Annotated in this window: 15 protein-coding genes; all 15 read left to right on the forward strand. The window is 36.5% G+C overall.

Features of this window, described 5'->3' with window-relative positions:
- Positions 1-210: 210 nt before the first annotated feature.
- The 15 genes from AN964_RS20530 (at position 211) to AN964_RS20600 (ending at position 14899) form a co-directional block, all read left to right on the forward strand.
- Positions 211-978: a TatD family hydrolase gene (locus tag AN964_RS20530; protein WP_055741669.1), complete on the forward strand. Its 768-nt coding sequence runs from the start codon at positions 211-213 to the stop codon at positions 976-978.
- Between the two features lie 226 nt (positions 979-1204).
- Complete coding sequence (locus AN964_RS20535; protein ID WP_235950818.1) at positions 1205-2401, forward strand: G5 and 3D domain-containing protein; 1197 nt, start codon at positions 1205-1207, stop codon at positions 2399-2401.
- A gap of 289 nt (positions 2402-2690) precedes the next feature.
- The gene (gene rnmV, locus AN964_RS20540; RefSeq protein ID WP_055741670.1) at positions 2691-3251 is read left to right on the forward strand and encodes a ribonuclease M5; all 561 of its coding nucleotides are present in this window, start codon (positions 2691-2693) and stop codon (positions 3249-3251) included.
- On the forward strand, positions 3244-4134 hold the full coding sequence (gene rsmA, locus AN964_RS20545; protein WP_055741671.1) for a 16S rRNA (adenine(1518)-N(6)/adenine(1519)-N(6))-dimethyltransferase RsmA: 891 nt from the start codon (positions 3244-3246) through the stop codon (positions 4132-4134). Before rnmV ends, rsmA begins: the two co-directional genes overlap by 8 nt.
- Positions 4135-4385: 251 nt before the next feature.
- Positions 4386-5264 carry a sporulation peptidase YabG gene (yabG, locus tag AN964_RS20550; RefSeq protein ID WP_055741672.1) on the forward strand — a complete coding sequence of 293 codons (879 nt, stop codon included), beginning with the start codon at positions 4386-4388 and terminating at the stop codon, positions 5262-5264.
- A 381-nt stretch (positions 5265-5645) separates the two neighbouring features.
- The gene (gene veg / locus AN964_RS20555; protein ID WP_055741673.1) at positions 5646-5897 is read left to right on the forward strand and encodes a biofilm formation stimulator Veg; all 252 of its coding nucleotides are present in this window, start codon (positions 5646-5648) and stop codon (positions 5895-5897) included.
- Positions 5898-6173: 276 nt separating this feature from the next.
- The gene (locus AN964_RS20560) at positions 6174-6356 is read left to right on the forward strand and encodes a small, acid-soluble spore protein, alpha/beta type (protein WP_055741674.1); all 183 of its coding nucleotides are present in this window, start codon (positions 6174-6176) and stop codon (positions 6354-6356) included.
- A gap of 350 nt (positions 6357-6706) precedes the next feature.
- Entirely contained in the window at positions 6707-7573 is an 867-nt protein-coding gene (gene ispE / locus AN964_RS20565; protein WP_055741675.1) for a 4-(cytidine 5'-diphospho)-2-C-methyl-D-erythritol kinase, read from the forward strand.
- A 242-nt stretch (positions 7574-7815) separates the two neighbouring features.
- Entirely contained in the window at positions 7816-8631 is an 816-nt protein-coding gene (purR, locus tag AN964_RS20570; protein ID WP_055741676.1) for a pur operon repressor, read from the forward strand.
- 87 nt (positions 8632-8718) lie between these two features.
- Positions 8719-9093: a RidA family protein gene (locus tag AN964_RS20575; RefSeq protein ID WP_055741677.1), complete on the forward strand. Its 375-nt coding sequence runs from the start codon at positions 8719-8721 to the stop codon at positions 9091-9093.
- Between the two features lie 124 nt (positions 9094-9217).
- Positions 9218-10576 (forward strand): IS1182 family transposase, encoded by a 1359-nt coding sequence (locus AN964_RS20580; RefSeq protein WP_055741678.1) that lies wholly within the window; start codon positions 9218-9220, stop codon positions 10574-10576.
- 549 nt (positions 10577-11125) lie between these two features.
- Entirely contained in the window at positions 11126-11419 is a 294-nt protein-coding gene (gene spoVG, locus AN964_RS20585; protein ID WP_055741679.1) for a septation regulator SpoVG, read from the forward strand.
- A gap of 265 nt (positions 11420-11684) precedes the next feature.
- Positions 11685-13058: a bifunctional UDP-N-acetylglucosamine diphosphorylase/glucosamine-1-phosphate N-acetyltransferase GlmU gene (glmU, locus tag AN964_RS20590; protein ID WP_055741680.1), complete on the forward strand. Its 1374-nt coding sequence runs from the start codon at positions 11685-11687 to the stop codon at positions 13056-13058.
- A gap of 13 nt (positions 13059-13071) precedes the next feature.
- Entirely contained in the window at positions 13072-14028 is a 957-nt protein-coding gene (locus AN964_RS20595) for a ribose-phosphate diphosphokinase (protein WP_055741681.1), read from the forward strand.
- Positions 14029-14260: 232 nt separating this feature from the next.
- On the forward strand, positions 14261-14899 hold the full coding sequence (locus tag AN964_RS20600; RefSeq protein ID WP_055741682.1) for a 50S ribosomal protein L25/general stress protein Ctc: 639 nt from the start codon (positions 14261-14263) through the stop codon (positions 14897-14899).
- Positions 14900-15110: the final 211 nt, after the last annotated feature.

Consider the following 15110-nt stretch of genomic DNA (forward strand, 5'->3'; position numbering starts at 1 on the left):
ATTGACTGTTTTATTACTTTTATCATTTTTAGGAAAAATGCTATTTTGATGATGTCGAAATAAGGCAGGAATTATAGAGTAAAATATATACTGTAAATTTCCAGTTTTGAGCTATTTATGACCTATTTTATGTGTAAAGTAAATGTTAAGTGAATGCAAAGCTTGTGTAGGATTTTTATATTAAACTATAGATGGATAAGGAGAATCAAGATGTTATTTGATACACATGTTCATCTGAACGATGAACAATATGATCAAGACTTAAAGGAAGTTATACAAAATGCTTTAAATACTGGTGTTGAAAAAATGGTTGTAGTCGGTTTTGACCGGCCGACCATAACAAAGGCAATGGCCTTGATCGAAGAGTATGATTTTTTATACGCAAGTATTGGTTGGCATCCAGTTGATGCAATTGATATGACGGAAAATGATTTGCAATGGATTGAAGAATTATCTTCTCATCCAAAGGTAGTTGCATTAGGTGAAATGGGATTAGATTACCACTGGGACAAATCACCAAAGGATATTCAGAAGGAAGTTTTCCGTAAACAAATCCGTTTAGCTAAAAAGGTAAACCTTCCAATCATTATACATAATCGTGAAGCTACCCAAGACATAGTAGAAATTTTAAAAGAAGAGAAGGCAAGTGAAGTAGGGGGGATTATGCATTGTTTTAGTGGAAGCGTTGATACCGCTAAGGAATGCATAAACATGAACTTTTTTATTTCACTAGGAGGACCTGTTACATTTAAAAATGCAAAAAAACCAAAGGAAGTTGCAAAAGAAATTCCATTAAACCATTTATTAATTGAAACAGATTGTCCTTATTTAGCCCCGCATCCATACAGAGGAAAAAGAAATGAACCCGCTTATGTAAAGCTAGTTGCAGAACAAATTGCCGAAATAAAAGAGATAACCTACGAAGAAGTGGTTGCACAAACTTATCAAAATGCCAAAAGATTATTCGGCATAAATTGATAGTAAAATGTGTCGAATGATAAGGGAGCTTGTCCAGATATTTTAAAATTCTTAATGGTTCTACATGTCTCTCCTCCTACATAGGATATTCATGTCGATAAGTCTCCCTTTCAAAAAATAATATAGTTTTGCATAATAGAAACTAATTTACGTAAAACATCGAAGGGCGAACAGCGGCGTAATAGTCTATGTAATCTCACCAATGAGAAGGAGGCGAGTTATTTTCATGCTAGTGAATAACATGAAAAACCTGTTATCCAGGACTATGAGTAAGAAAAGGTGGACTATTTTTATTGCTAGTTTCCTAGTCTTTGCAGCTGCCATTTGCTTTATTACTTTCGAAACAACTAAAAAAACAGTGGCTATGACGATTGATGGGAAACGAAAGGTAATTAAGACACATGCCGATACAGTAGGGGAAATACTAGCAGACATGAATATAAACCTACACAATCATGACTATCTATCTTTACCTGTTGAAACCAAAGTAAAGGATCAATTAACGGTTGAGTGGATGCCTGCTAAAAAGGTAACGGTGACAGTGGATGGGAAGAAAGAAGAGGTCTGGACCACAGCCGGTACGATTCAGGAATTTGTAAAGGAAGGGGATTTCGGTCTTCATCAATATGATCAAGTTGAACCTAATAAAGACACTAAAATCTATAAAGATATGAATATTGTCATAAAGAAGGCTTTCCCAGTTACTCTTAATAACGGAGGAAAGAAGAAAAAGGTATGGTCTACTTCGACTACTGTCGGTGACTTTTTAAAGCAGCAGGGTATTGTACTAGAAGAATTGGATCGCACAAATCCCGAGACAAATCAAAAAGTAAAGCCAAATGATGTAATAAAAGTGATTCGAGTTAAAAAGGTCACCGATGTAGTGGAAGAACCACTTGAATACGCTGTAGTAACCCAAAAGGATTCTAATCTATCAATGGGAGAAAAGAAGGTTATCCAGCATGGTCAAAACGGTCTTGTTCAAAAATTGTACGAAGTAATAAAAGAAAATGGTAAAGAAGTAAGCAGAAGTCTTGTTAGAAAAAATATCTTAAAAGATAGTAAATCAAAAGTTGTTGCGGTTGGTTCCAAAAGCCTTACGAATCAAGTATCAAGAGGAAACATGGATACAGCACGGGAGCTATATGTAAACTCTACTGCATATACGGCAAATTGCAACGGCTGCTCCAGCCGCACTGCAACAGGTATTAATCTAAATGCAAATCCAGGTATTAAGCTGATAGCAGTGGATCCGCGAGTTATTCCACTTGGTTCAAAGGTTTATGTAGAAGGTTATGGATATGCAATCGCTGGTGATACCGGCGGTGCCATTAGAGGAAACATGATTGACGTATACTTTTCAAGTACATCCGATGCTTATCGATGGGGCAGACGCTATGTGAAAATTCGCATACTGAAGTAATGCAAACAGAGGGATTGCCCTCTGTTTTTTCTTTTATTGAAAACATGTTATATAATATGAAAAGTATATTTATTAAGGCTCTTTGCTAAAACTTTGTTGCTTTTGTAGACGATAACTGATTAATTATTCTTAAGGATAAGAACGAATAGTCTTTTTAAGAAAAGATGTCCCGAAATTAAGACAATATTAGGATTTACGATCGCTTACGAAAAGCAACAATCTATACGAAACTGCTTTTATATAATTAGACGAAATTGTTTCAAAAATGTTTCATTATTTTGGAGGAAAAATGAAGATTAAAGAAATTATTGTGGTAGAAGGCCGTGATGATACAACGGCCATTAGACGGGCGATTGATGCTGATACGATTGAGACAAATGGCTCTGCTATTTCTGAGGAAACAATAGAAAAAATTCGATTGGCTCAAGAAAAAAGAGGCGTTATTATTTTCACGGATCCCGATTTTCCAGGAGAAAAAATCAGAAAAACCATTGCAAGTAAAATCCCTGACTGTAAGCATGCGTTTCTGAAAAAACAGGATGCAAAGCCTTCTTCAGGCAGGGGAATTGGTGTTGAATATGCAAGCCCGGAAGCAATAAGAGAAGCACTGATGGAAGCTCATACAATGGAAACAGAAATGGTGGAATGGATTACCCAGGAGGACTTGCTTACTGCAGGGCTAATAGGAGGACAAAAGTCCAAAAGAAGAAGAGAACGCTTGGGTGAACTTTTGAAAATTGGTTATACGAACGGCAAGCAACTGCATAAGCGGCTGATGATGTTCCAAATCACAAAAGAGGCGTTTGCAGATGCTTTAACAATAGTATTGCAGGAGGAAGAGGATGCATAAGGATATTGCTACTCCATTAAGAACGAAAGAAATTCTACATAAGTATGGTTTTTCTTTTAAAAAGAGCTTAGGACAAAATTTTCTTGTAGACACCAATATATTAAGAAAAATAACTGAGTTTGCAGATTTAACAAAGGAAACAGGCGTTATTGAAATTGGCCCTGGTATTGGTGCGTTAACCGAGCATTTAGCAAGAACAAGTAAAAAGGTGGTTGCGTTTGAAATTGATCAGCGCCTTTTGCCAATCTTAGAAGACACTTTATCACCATACGATAATATACAAATTATTCATCAAGATATTTTAAAAGCAAATGTACAAGATGTTATAGAAAAGGAATTCAGCGGAATCAAAGATATTATGGTAGTTGCAAACCTTCCGTATTATGTTACTACTCCAATATTATTAAAATTATTGACGGAGCAGCTGCCTCTTAAGGGAATCGTTGTCATGCTACAGAAGGAAGTGGCAGACCGTGTCTCTGCAAATCCCGGAACAAAAGAATATGGCTCATTATCGATTGCTATACAGTATTATACAAAGGCAGAAACCGTTATGATTGTTCCGAAGACGGTATTTAACCCGCAGCCTAATGTTGATTCGGCAGTTATCCGTTTAATGAAGCGAGATAAGCCAATTGTAGAGGTGGAAGACGAAGCATTTTTCTTTCAAATTACTCGTGCTTCCTTTGCACAGCGAAGAAAAACCATTTTAAATAACCTAACAAGTGCATTACCAAACGGAAAGGAAAATAAAGACTTGATTTTATCCTCACTTGAAAAGGCAAACATTGATCCTTCCAGACGAGGAGAAACATTGTCTATTCAGGAATTTGCTGCATTAAGCGATGTTTTACTGAGAACCCTTCCTAACTTAAATAAATAACTATTTGACAAGTATAATTATTGTCTAGCTCCTGCGCCTATAGGCTAGCGGACTTCTACGTCTTCGCCGTGTTTCCTGAATCTTGCGTCGAAGACTACGAAGGTGAAATTTTGAAAAGCTAATTACACTTCGAATTTCACTCATCCTTACGCTAGACTTGCGGCGCTTTCGTTTTTCTTATCACACCTTTTTCATCTTCGCATAGCCTATAAAAGAAGTATCAATGAGTAATCTGACCAGTGGAGTTGAAAATGGTGAATGTTCAGGTAAATTCAATTGTTGGGCGTCTGTCTTATGAATGTGATCTTCTTTTTAAAGTAATTGATATAAAAGAAATCAATGGTAAGAAAACGGCTATTCTTTATGGAGAAGACTTTCGATTAATTGCAGATGCTCCCGTGGACGATTTAATTTCAATCAATTCGGATGAACGTTCAAAAATATCTCGGGAATATCGAAACCTTGAAGCTCAATCCTTTAAATTATTTCAGCAGGAAATGGAGTTACTAAGACAGAGGCAAGAATACCGAGTAACAAATAGCTATAATCACGATTTTAATTTCTTTCAAATTCCCGGACGTGTTCTTCATATTGATGGAGACCCCTCCTATTTGCAAAAATGTTTAGATTTATATGAAAAGATAGGACTAACGGTTTACGGTGTACATTGCAATGAGAAGGAAATGCCAAATCAAATATCTCATTTAATTGATCAATACCGTCCGGATATTCTTGTTATTACAGGGCACGATGCCTACTCTAAAGCAAAAGGGAAGAAATCGGATATTAATGCTTATCGTCATTCTAAATACTTTGTTAAAACAGTAAGTGAGGCTAGAAGAAAGGTTCCCCACTTGGATCAATTAGTTATTTTTGCGGGTGCATGCCAATCGCACTTTGAATCACTCATTTATGCCGGTGCGAATTTTGCAAGTTCTCCGTTAAGAGTAAATATTCATGCGCTAGACCCGGTTTATATCGTAGCCAAAATTTGTTATACACCATTCATGGAACAAATTAATGTATGGGATGTTTTACGTAATACCTTGACAGGTGAAAAGGGGATTGGTGGAGTAGAAACAAAAGGAGTACTGCGGACGGGGATGCCATACAAACCAATTGAAGACTAAAACAAAAGCCGCTAATGAAATTATTAGAGCTTTTGTTTTTTTTTGAAGGAATAAGTAAATATAGGTTTATTATCATTCAATTATTTGCTAGCAAATCTCTACATTTTCTCCCCATGTTTAACACCAACTGTCCTTCACTGTGTTTCCTAAATCTTGTGTTGAAGTCCCCAGGATTGAGCTAAAGTACTTGCGCTTTTCTTATTAATTATTATTTTTACATAATAAACTTTAAGTTGGAAATACTAGTAAATGTAAAAAAAACAATCATTTTGTTGATGAAAAAATATTGACATTGACTTTGTTTCATTGATAAAATAAATAATTTATGTTTGACCTTTTTTTGAAGCTGTGTTACACTAATACATAGTGAGGTGGAGCAAAATGCCAAAAACATTAACTGACATTAAAAAATCCCTTGATTCTAATCTGGGTAAACGATTAATGTTAAAAGCTAATGGCGGTCGAAGAAAAACGATTGAACGTTCTGGTGTTTTGGCAGAAACTTATCCATCAGTTTTTGTCATCGAATTAGATCAAGAGGAAAATGCTTTTGAGCGTGTTTCCTATAGCTATGCAGATGTACTTACTGAAACAGTACAACTTACCTTCTTTGAAAAACATCAAGAAATATAAAATAGCTAGCAGTAGACATTATGTTTACTGCTTTTTATTTTGTCTTTGAGCGTTCTTCTAGATAAGGTCTTTTTAATGGGAATTAATTAGAGCTGCATATAATAATAGACAAATTTCAACATTATTCCTTCCTTTGAAAACTAATTCTTCATTGGAAAGTAGAAAAATGATAAATAAGGCTTTTTTCTGAAATAATAATGTTGTAAATTTCATCCAAAATATTTGCGGCCCCCAAGTATATACTAATAATGCGGTATGTTAAAGGGGGAAATCGTAATGGGCAGAAGAAGAGGCATTATGTCTGATGAGATGAAGCAAGAGTTGGCCAAGGAGTTGGGCTTTTATGATGTTGTCCAACAAGAAGGATGGGGCGGCATTAAGGCAAGGGATGCAGGTAATATGGTGAAAAAAGCCATTGAAATTGCACAACAACAACTAGCTAATAAGAATCAAATATAATGAATACAAATGAAGCTCACAAAGCGAATAACTAGAACATACCGTCTGACCGAGTTTAACTCGGTCTTTTTGTGTGAGAAAAATACAGTCTGGCTGACTACTTTAATTGTTGAAATTAACGATGCATATCCCCCAAATTGATTAAGAGAACGCTATTTTGTCCACAAATAAGGATAACGATTATACAATAAAAAAATAATACTTTCGACTTTTGTTTAATCATGATAAAATACAGTATTTGTGGAGATTGTCATGTACATATCTATTTATGTTAAAATAGGACAAATAAGCTTTTGTTTAATTGAAATCGGAAAATGTTTGTTAAGCAGGATTTAAAGTAGGTGTATATAGTGAAGCTTTTAGTAAAAGCTCCGGCCAAGATAAATTTATCATTAGATGTCTTAAAAAAACGTGAAGATGGTTATCATGAAGTTGAAATGGTAATGACTACCATTGATTTATCAGATCGTATCGAACTTTCAGAGAGAACAGATAGTGAGATATTTATTATTTCACAAAGCCGTTTCGTACCAGATGATCAGCGCAATTTAGCCTATCAGGCGGCAAAGCTTTTGAAGGAAAAATTTCAAATCAAACAAGGCGTTTCGATTGCTATTGATAAAATGATTCCTGTTGCAGCGGGGCTTGCAGGTGGAAGCAGTGATGCTGCTGCAACATTAAGAGGATTAAATCAGCTTTGGAATCTTGGATTATCGATAGATCAGCTTGCTGAAATAGGTGCAGAGATTGGGTCGGATGTGTCTTTTTGTGTGTATGGAGGAACCGCATTGGCAAAAGGCCGTGGAGAAAAGATATTGGAATTGCCTGCACCGCCAAATTGCTGGGTCATTTTGGCCAAGCCTTCTATAGGTGTATCGACAGCAGATGTGTATAATAATTTGGATCTATCCAGCGTTAAACATCCTAATACAGCGGCAATGATTCATGCCATCCAGCAAAAGAATTATGAAGGTGTATGCAGGGAGACTGGAAATGTACTAGAAAGCGTAACTTTGAAGCTCCATCCAGAGGTATATCAAATCAAAGAACAAATGGAGAGGTTTGGAGCGGATACTGTGCTAATGAGCGGGAGCGGACCAACTGTATTTGGTCTTGTACAATACGATTCACGGCTTCAAAGAATTTATAATGGGCTACGTGGATTTTGTGATCAAGTGTTTGCGGTAAGGTTGTTAGGCGAGCGTTTTCCTTCTTAATAATGGCTCTTTTCGCTTTTCTATATTTAAATATCTTTTTTATTTCCAAATTTCAATGAAAAAAGGGAAATAAGTAAAGCTGTCCTAAACTAAGTTTAGATTAGGTTTAATCCCAGCTTATGAAAAATAATAATTTATACGAAAGCAGCCTAAATAATTAATCATTAACAGTTATAGACAAATTCCGTATATTGGTGCTATATTTAACCTATATTATTCGGATTTTAACGGAGGCTTGTTATATGAAGTTTCGTCGTAGTGAGCGCCTAATCGATATGACGCATTATTTATTAGAACGGCCGAAGGAACTTGTTTCATTGACATTCTTTTCGGAAAGATATGGCTCTGCCAAATCTTCTATAAGCGAAGATCTTGCCATTATCAAAGAAACGTTTGAAAAGCAAGGAATCGGGACCCTTCAAACTGTACCGGGTGCTGCCGGCGGGGTAAAATATATTTCAAAAGCGAGTACAAAAGAAGCAAAGGAATTTATTGGCGAGCTTTGTGAACTTATTGCCAGCGCTGACCGCCTGCTTCCTGGAGGCTATCTGTATTTGACTGATTTGTTAGGGACGCCGCAAATTATGAACAAAGTAGGAAAACTGCTAGCTTCCGCTTTTGCTGATACCGACATTGATGTTATTATGACGGTAGCAACAAAGGGAATTCCAATTGCCCATGCGATTTCAGAGCACTTAAATGTACCGTTCGTTATTGTCAGAGGGGATAGTAAGGTAACGGAAGGGTCTACAGTCAGCATTAACTATGTTTCAGGATCTACAAAACGTATCCAAACGATGGTTCTTTCCAAGAGAAGCTTGAATGAAGGTGCAAAAGTATTAATCGTAGATGATTTTATGAAAGCAGGAGGAACGATTACGGGGATGATGAATCTCTTAGAAGAGTTCAAGGCTTTCGTTGCAGGAATTGCTGTTTTGGTTGAATCCGAGGATGCACAGGAAAGATTAGTGGACGACTATGTTTCTCTAGTAAAGCTTATGGATGTAGACATGAAAGAGAAAAGAATTAAAGTTGTTGAGGGAAATTATTTTACTTAAAGTTCTTTTCTTATACTTTATTGTATCTGTATACGAAAACAATACTTCAGGAACTTTAAAGTAAACTATTTTTGAGGGGGAAATAGAATGAAGGTAATTGCTACCAATGAAGCACCAGCGGCTATAGGTCCATATTCACAAGGAATTGTTGTTAATAATCTATTTTTTAGCTCTGGACAAATTCCGTTAACTACTGAAGGTGTAATGATATCGAGTGATATTAAAGAACAAACACATCAAGTATTTCGCAATCTTCAAGCAGTATTAAAAGAAGCAGGAGCTTCTTTAGAAACAGTTGTAAAAGCAACCGTTTTTATTAAAAATATGGATGATTTCGCGGCCATAAATGAAATATATGGAGAATATTTTTCCGAACATAAGCCTGCGCGTTCATGTGTAGAGGTTGCTAGATTGCCGAAAGATGCTTTAATAGAGATCGAAGTAGTAGCACTAGTTAAATAAATTCCAGGAAAACAAACCGTATTCGGTTTGTTTCAGACTGTAGACAAACTCGATGAAGATCGAGCTTGCCTACAGTCTTTTTTGTTTTAAAATATAAATAGAAATAATACTTGGGGTGATGAAGATGCTTTCAAAACATAATTCCATTCAACGTGATCAAGTAGAAATGATCGCTTTAGACCAGTTGGTTCCCGAAAATCATTTAGTCCGAAAAATGGAGGCAGCGATTGATTTATCTTTCATTTATGATTTAGTGGAAGAAACATATTCCGCAGTTGGACGCCCAAGTATTGATCCCGTGATCTTGATTAAACTTACCTTTATTCAATATACATTTGGCATTCGTTCGATGCGTCAAACGATTGAAGAATTAAAAACGAATATGGCCTATCGCTGGTTTCTTGGTTATGGTTTCTATGATAGAGTCCCTCATTTCTCTACCTTTGGAAAAAACTATGAGCGTCGTTTTAAAGATACCGATTTGTTTGAACAGATTTTCTATCGAATTCTAAAAACAGCAGCGGAAAAGAATTTGATAAGTGCAGAACATGTTTTTATCGACTCCACTCATGTAAAAGCGAGTGCGAATAAACGTAAATTCGAAAAAAAGGTGGTCCGAAAAGAAACACGTGCCTATCAAGAACAGCTCCAAGAAGAAATCAATCAAGACCGGGAAGATCATGGAAAAAAGCCATTTCCACCAGATAAATTTGAAAAAGAAGATACAAAAGAAATAAAAGAAAGTACCACAGATCCTGAGAGTGGTTACTATGTGAAAGACGAACGGACTAAACAGTTCGCCTATTCTTTTCATGCAGCTTCTGACCGCAAAGGATTTGTTTTAGGAAATATGGTGACACCAGGAAATACCCACGATAGCGTAATCCTAGAACCATTAGTAGAACAAGTAATGGATATTGTAGGAAAGCCCGATGCCGTTGCGGCAGATGCAGCTTATAAAACACCGGCCATCACGAAATACTTAATCGAAAACGAAATGACACCTGCTTTACCTTATACAAGACCACGTACAAAAGAAGGTTTCTTCCGAAAACACGAGTACGTATATGATGAATACTATGATTGTTACATATGCCCATCAGGGGAGATATTGAATTACTCTACCACGACAAAAGAAGGGTATCGTGAATACAAATCTTCTAAGCATATTTGCGCTAATTGTCCATTTTTATCGCAATGTACGGAGAGTAAGGATCATCAAAAAGTAGTGACTCGTCATATTTGGCAAGAGTACCTTGAGGAAGCAGATCATCTTCGTCATCACAAAGAGGTAAAAACGATATATGCGAAACGCAAAGAAACGATTGAGCGTGTATTTGCAGACGCAAAAGAAAAGCATGGTATGCGTTGGACAACGTTAAGGGGACTTAAAAAATTGTCGATGCAGGCGATGCTTACTTTCGCTGCCATGAATTTGAAGAAAATGGCCAACTGGATATGGAAAGGTCCGGAAATGGCCTAGTAGATGAGGATGAGAGAGGTCAGCATACACCCAAAAAGGTAAAAAAGTAAGAACAAAATCAAAAGGGGTTCGGAATGTGACCATTCCGAACCCCTTTTGTCTACAATCTGAAACAAACCGTATTCGGTTTGTTTTTTTTTGGTATAAACAATTTAAAAGGTTTGTATCACATAAATTATTTCACAAGTTTGATCTTTGTCTATCGCCGAACGGATTTCTACGTTTTCACCCAACGATAAGCGGGCATTGACTCATGAACTACCTCGCCGTGTTTCTTAAATCTTCCGTCGGAGATTCCGATATCTGTAAGCTAAGAGCTGCTGCGCTTACGCTTTTCTATCTTTTTGAAACTTTTAAGGAAAACTTTCGTATAAATTATAAGTTTGTTGTCCATATTGTCCTAGTATGTTGGACAATAAGCTATTAGTTTTTTTACAAAACTGGAACTCATGAAATTTTTTAAAAAATTATACAATTAAAGAAGGAGTTTTCTAAAATCTGTTGAATACATTAACTAGATTCTATCTAGGGAAAAAGGTGGTGAACAGGATGGAAGTAACAGACGTTAGATTGCGCCGGGTTAATACGGAAGGAAGAATGAGAGCGATTGCCTCTATTACTCTGGACAATGAATTTGTTGTTCATGATATCCGTGTCATTGATGGAAATAACGGTTTGTTTGTAGCAATGCCAAGCAAACGTACTCCAGATGGAGAATTTCGTGATATTGCACATCCAATTAACTCCAATACGCGCAGTAAAATTCAAGAAGCTGTATTAACGGAGTACAATAGATTGGGTGAGTTAGAGGAAGTTGAATTCGAAGAAGCAGGTGCTTCTTAAATTGAAATAAAGCAACTAGAGCCTACTTAATAAATAGTAAGGCTCTTTTTCTGCCTATTATATATTTTTGTTAGAATTAAATAGAAAAAATTATGGTATCGGCAATCCTTTCCTCAAGTCTAGCCTCTATTCTCAAATATCAAATCTTGAGATTCCACTTTCCTCATTTTTTAACAATAATATGTACTTCACGAAGATTCCTTGAAATACGCTCCTTTTTAAGATATATTTTTTATGGATAAATAGGTTTATTGGGGGACCAAATATGACAAATCGATTTGCTGTTATTTTAGCGGCAGGACAAGGGACGAGAATGAAATCGAAGCTTTATAAGGTACTTCACCCTGTCTGCGGAAAACCAATGGTGGAACATGTTGTTGACCAAATATCAAAGCTAAATGTTAATAAAATGGTCACCATTATTGGACATGGAGCAGATTTGGTAAAGTCAAAGCTAGATGGTAAAACACTTTATGCCCTTCAAGAAGAACAATTGGGTACTGCCCATGCTGTTATGCAAGCGGAACAAGATTTATCTAAAGAAAATGGAACAACTGTTGTAGTTTGTGGAGATACTCCGCTTATCAAAGCGGAAACGATTGAGGCTTTATTAAAGCATCATGAGGAGCAAAATGCAAAGGCTACCATTTTAACAGCATATACAGAAAAACCAGACGGTTATGGACGCATCATAAGAAATGATGCAGGATATGTAGAGAAAATTGTTGAGCATAAGGATGCATCCGATGAAGAGCGGAAAGTGAAAGAAATAAATACGGGCGTATTTTGCTTTGACAATCAAAAACTTTTTGAAGCATTAAAACAAGTAAAAAACGATAATGCTCAAAATGAATATTATTTACCGGACGTGATTGAAATCTTAAAATCACAAGGTGAAATAGTATCTGCTTACCAAACCGATGATATGGATGAAACATTAGGAGTAAATGATCGTATTGCATTAGCCAGTGCGGAGCGGATAATGAGAAGAAGAATCAATGAAACTCATATGCGTAATGGTGTTACCATTATTGATCCTGATAACACATATATTGAATCGGATGTGGTAATTGGCGCGGATACTATTATACAGCCTGGGAGTATTCTTTCCGGAAAAACGGTTATTGGTGAGGACTGTATTATAGGACCGAATTCAGAGATTAAGGATTGCGAAGTTGGAAATGGTTCAAATATTAAACAATCAGTGGCTCAACAAAGTTCAATTGGGTCTCATGTTAACATTGGTCCATTCGCACATATTCGTCCGGAATCTTTAATAGAGGAAAATGTAAAAATAGGTAATTTTGTGGAGATTAAAAAGGCCAAATTCGGTAAAGGAAGCAAAGCCTCTCATTTAAGCTATATTGGGAATGCTGAAGTCGGTGCCGATGTAAACATTGGCTGTGGATCTATCACTGTAAATTACGACGGCAAAAATAAATTTTTGACAAAAATTGAAGATGGTGTATTTGTTGGCTGTAATTCGAACTTGGTAGCACCTGTAACAATTGGGAAAAATGCCTATATTGCAGCAGGTTCCACCATAACAGATGATATTCCGGCTGAAAGCTTATCTATTGCGCGTGCAAGACAAGTAAATAAAGAAAATTATGTAAGCAAACTAAAACACAATCAATAATTGGAGGTCCATCATGTCTAACCAATATCTTGACCCAAATCTTAAGATTTTTACATTAAACTCAAATGTCCAGTTGGCGGAAGAAATTGCACAAGTAGTCGGTGTGGAACTTGGTAAATGTTCCGTAACCCGTTTTAGTGATGGTGAGATTCAAATTAACATTGAAGAAAGTATTCGCGGGTGTGATGTATATGTTGTGCAGGCAACTAGCTCACCTGTTAACGAAAGATTGATGGAACTTCTAATTATGATCGATGCTCTTAAACGTGCATCAGCTAAGACGATTAATATTGTAATGCCTTATTACGGATATGCCCGTCAGGATCGAAAAGCTCGTGCACGGGAACCAATTACGGCGAAATTAGTTGCAAATTTAATTGAAACAGCTGGTGCTACAAGGGTAATTACTTTAGATTTACATGCTCCGCAAATTCAAGGCTTCTTCGACATTCCAATTGATCATTTAATGGGTGTTCCGATTTTAGCTGACTATTTCAAGAGTAAAAAATTCAACGATGAGATTGTCATTGTTTCTCCAGATCACGGCGGTGTTACACGTGCCCGTAAAATGGCAGATCGTTTAAAAGCACCGATTGCTATAATTGATAAGCGACGTCCGCGTCCAAATGTTGCAGAAGTAATGAATATCGTAGGGAATATTGAAGGAAAAATTGCTATTTTAATCGACGATATTATTGATACAGCGGGAACCATTACACTAGCAGCAAATGCTTTAATTGAAAATGGCGCCAAAGAAGTGTATGCAAGCTGTACACATCCGGTATTATCTGGACCTGCTATAGAAAGAATTGAAAATTCAAAAATTAAAGAATTAGTGGTGACAAATTCCATCACCCTTCCAGAAGAAAAGAAGATTGATAAAGTAGTCGAATTATCGGTTGCACCTCTACTTGGTGAAGCGATTATTCGCGTTCATGAAAATCAATCTGTAAGTACATTATTTGATTAATATAATATTAGAGAGCCTGCAAAAAATGCGGGCTCTCTTCTTGTTTTAAAGGGTTAAAGTGCCAAATTCACCGGCTCGTGAACTGCCTTGCTGCATTTCCTAAATGTTGCGTCGAGCTTGAGGGGAAGTACGTCGATGGGCAGGTGCTTTTTGCATTTCTATGTTTAGATTTCATTTATTTAGGGAATTTATATAAGGAGATTTCTTTACATAAGAATAGGAGGAATAGAGGATGGTCGCGGTATTGGAAGCAAAAAAAAGAAATAATAAACAACATTCAGAGCTTCAGCAGCTTCGAAATAATGGTAATATTCCTGCTGTTGTGTATGGCTATAAGATAGAGAATACACCTATTTATGTTAATGAGGCTGAATTTACAAAGACTATTAGAGAAGCAGGAAGAAATGGAGTTATATCGTTAAATCTCGAGGGACAGAAGCAAAATGTTATTTTAAACGAGTATCAGGAAGATTCCTTAAAGAAAAACATTGTTCATATTGATTTTCTGGCAGTCGATTTATCTGCTGAAATAGAAGCAAATGTCCGGATTGAAATAGTGGGAGAAAGTGCTGGTGTTAAGGATGGCGGTGTTCTGCAGCAACCTGTTCACGAACTTTCGGTAACCGCTAAGCCCAATGATATACCTGATGCAATAAGAGTGGATGTGGCCAACCTTCAAGTTGGAGAAACGATTACCGTTGCTGATATAAGAGGTAATTATCCATTTAGTATTAATCATGAAGATGAGGAAACCATCGCCTCCATCTTGCCACCAAGACAAGAAGAGGAAATTAGTACTGGAGAACAGCAGGAATCCGGTATGCCGGAAAACCTTGAAGGAAGAGAAACAACGGAAACGGAAGGCGAATAGCATTCATAAAGGGATTATCTTCATAAGTGGGGATAATCCTTTTACTTTTCGAACCTGTTTCTCTGTCTAATTACAGTGCCAACTTTACAAGCTCCTGAACTACGTCAGCATGGTTTCCTTTATCTCGGATAAAGACTACGAAATCATGTACGCCAGTGTTACTGGTGCTTTCGCTTTTCAAATTTGTTCCAAAAAATATCCCCATGTATAA

Source organism: Heyndrickxia shackletonii, assembly GCF_001420715.1.
Lineage (GTDB): Bacteria > Bacillota > Bacilli > Bacillales > Bacillaceae_C > Margalitia > Margalitia shackletonii.

What these genes read in the sequence shown, in the direction of transcription:
- AN964_RS20530 (WP_055741669.1), top strand. Translation starts at nt 211, where the DNA reads ATGTTATTTGATACACATGTTCATCTGAACGATGAACAATATGATCAA.
- AN964_RS20535 (WP_235950818.1), top strand. Translation starts at nt 1,205, where the DNA reads ATGCTAGTGAATAACATGAAAAACCTGTTATCCAGGACTATGAGTAAG.
- rnmV (WP_055741670.1), top strand. Translation starts at nt 2,691, where the DNA reads ATGAAGATTAAAGAAATTATTGTGGTAGAAGGCCGTGATGATACAACG.
- rsmA (WP_055741671.1), top strand. Translation starts at nt 3,244, where the DNA reads ATGCATAAGGATATTGCTACTCCATTAAGAACGAAAGAAATTCTACAT.
- yabG (WP_055741672.1), top strand. Translation starts at nt 4,386, where the DNA reads ATGGTGAATGTTCAGGTAAATTCAATTGTTGGGCGTCTGTCTTATGAA.
- veg (WP_055741673.1), top strand. Translation starts at nt 5,646, where the DNA reads ATGCCAAAAACATTAACTGACATTAAAAAATCCCTTGATTCTAATCTG.
- AN964_RS20560 (WP_055741674.1), top strand. Translation starts at nt 6,174, where the DNA reads ATGGGCAGAAGAAGAGGCATTATGTCTGATGAGATGAAGCAAGAGTTG.
- purR (WP_055741676.1), top strand. Translation starts at nt 7,816, where the DNA reads ATGAAGTTTCGTCGTAGTGAGCGCCTAATCGATATGACGCATTATTTA.
- AN964_RS20575 (WP_055741677.1), top strand. Translation starts at nt 8,719, where the DNA reads ATGAAGGTAATTGCTACCAATGAAGCACCAGCGGCTATAGGTCCATAT.
- AN964_RS20580 (WP_055741678.1), top strand. Translation starts at nt 9,218, where the DNA reads ATGCTTTCAAAACATAATTCCATTCAACGTGATCAAGTAGAAATGATC.
- spoVG (WP_055741679.1), top strand. Translation starts at nt 11,126, where the DNA reads ATGGAAGTAACAGACGTTAGATTGCGCCGGGTTAATACGGAAGGAAGA.
- glmU (WP_055741680.1), top strand. Translation starts at nt 11,685, where the DNA reads ATGACAAATCGATTTGCTGTTATTTTAGCGGCAGGACAAGGGACGAGA.
- AN964_RS20595 (WP_055741681.1), top strand. Translation starts at nt 13,072, where the DNA reads ATGTCTAACCAATATCTTGACCCAAATCTTAAGATTTTTACATTAAAC.
- AN964_RS20600 (WP_055741682.1), top strand. Translation starts at nt 14,261, where the DNA reads ATGGTCGCGGTATTGGAAGCAAAAAAAAGAAATAATAAACAACATTCA.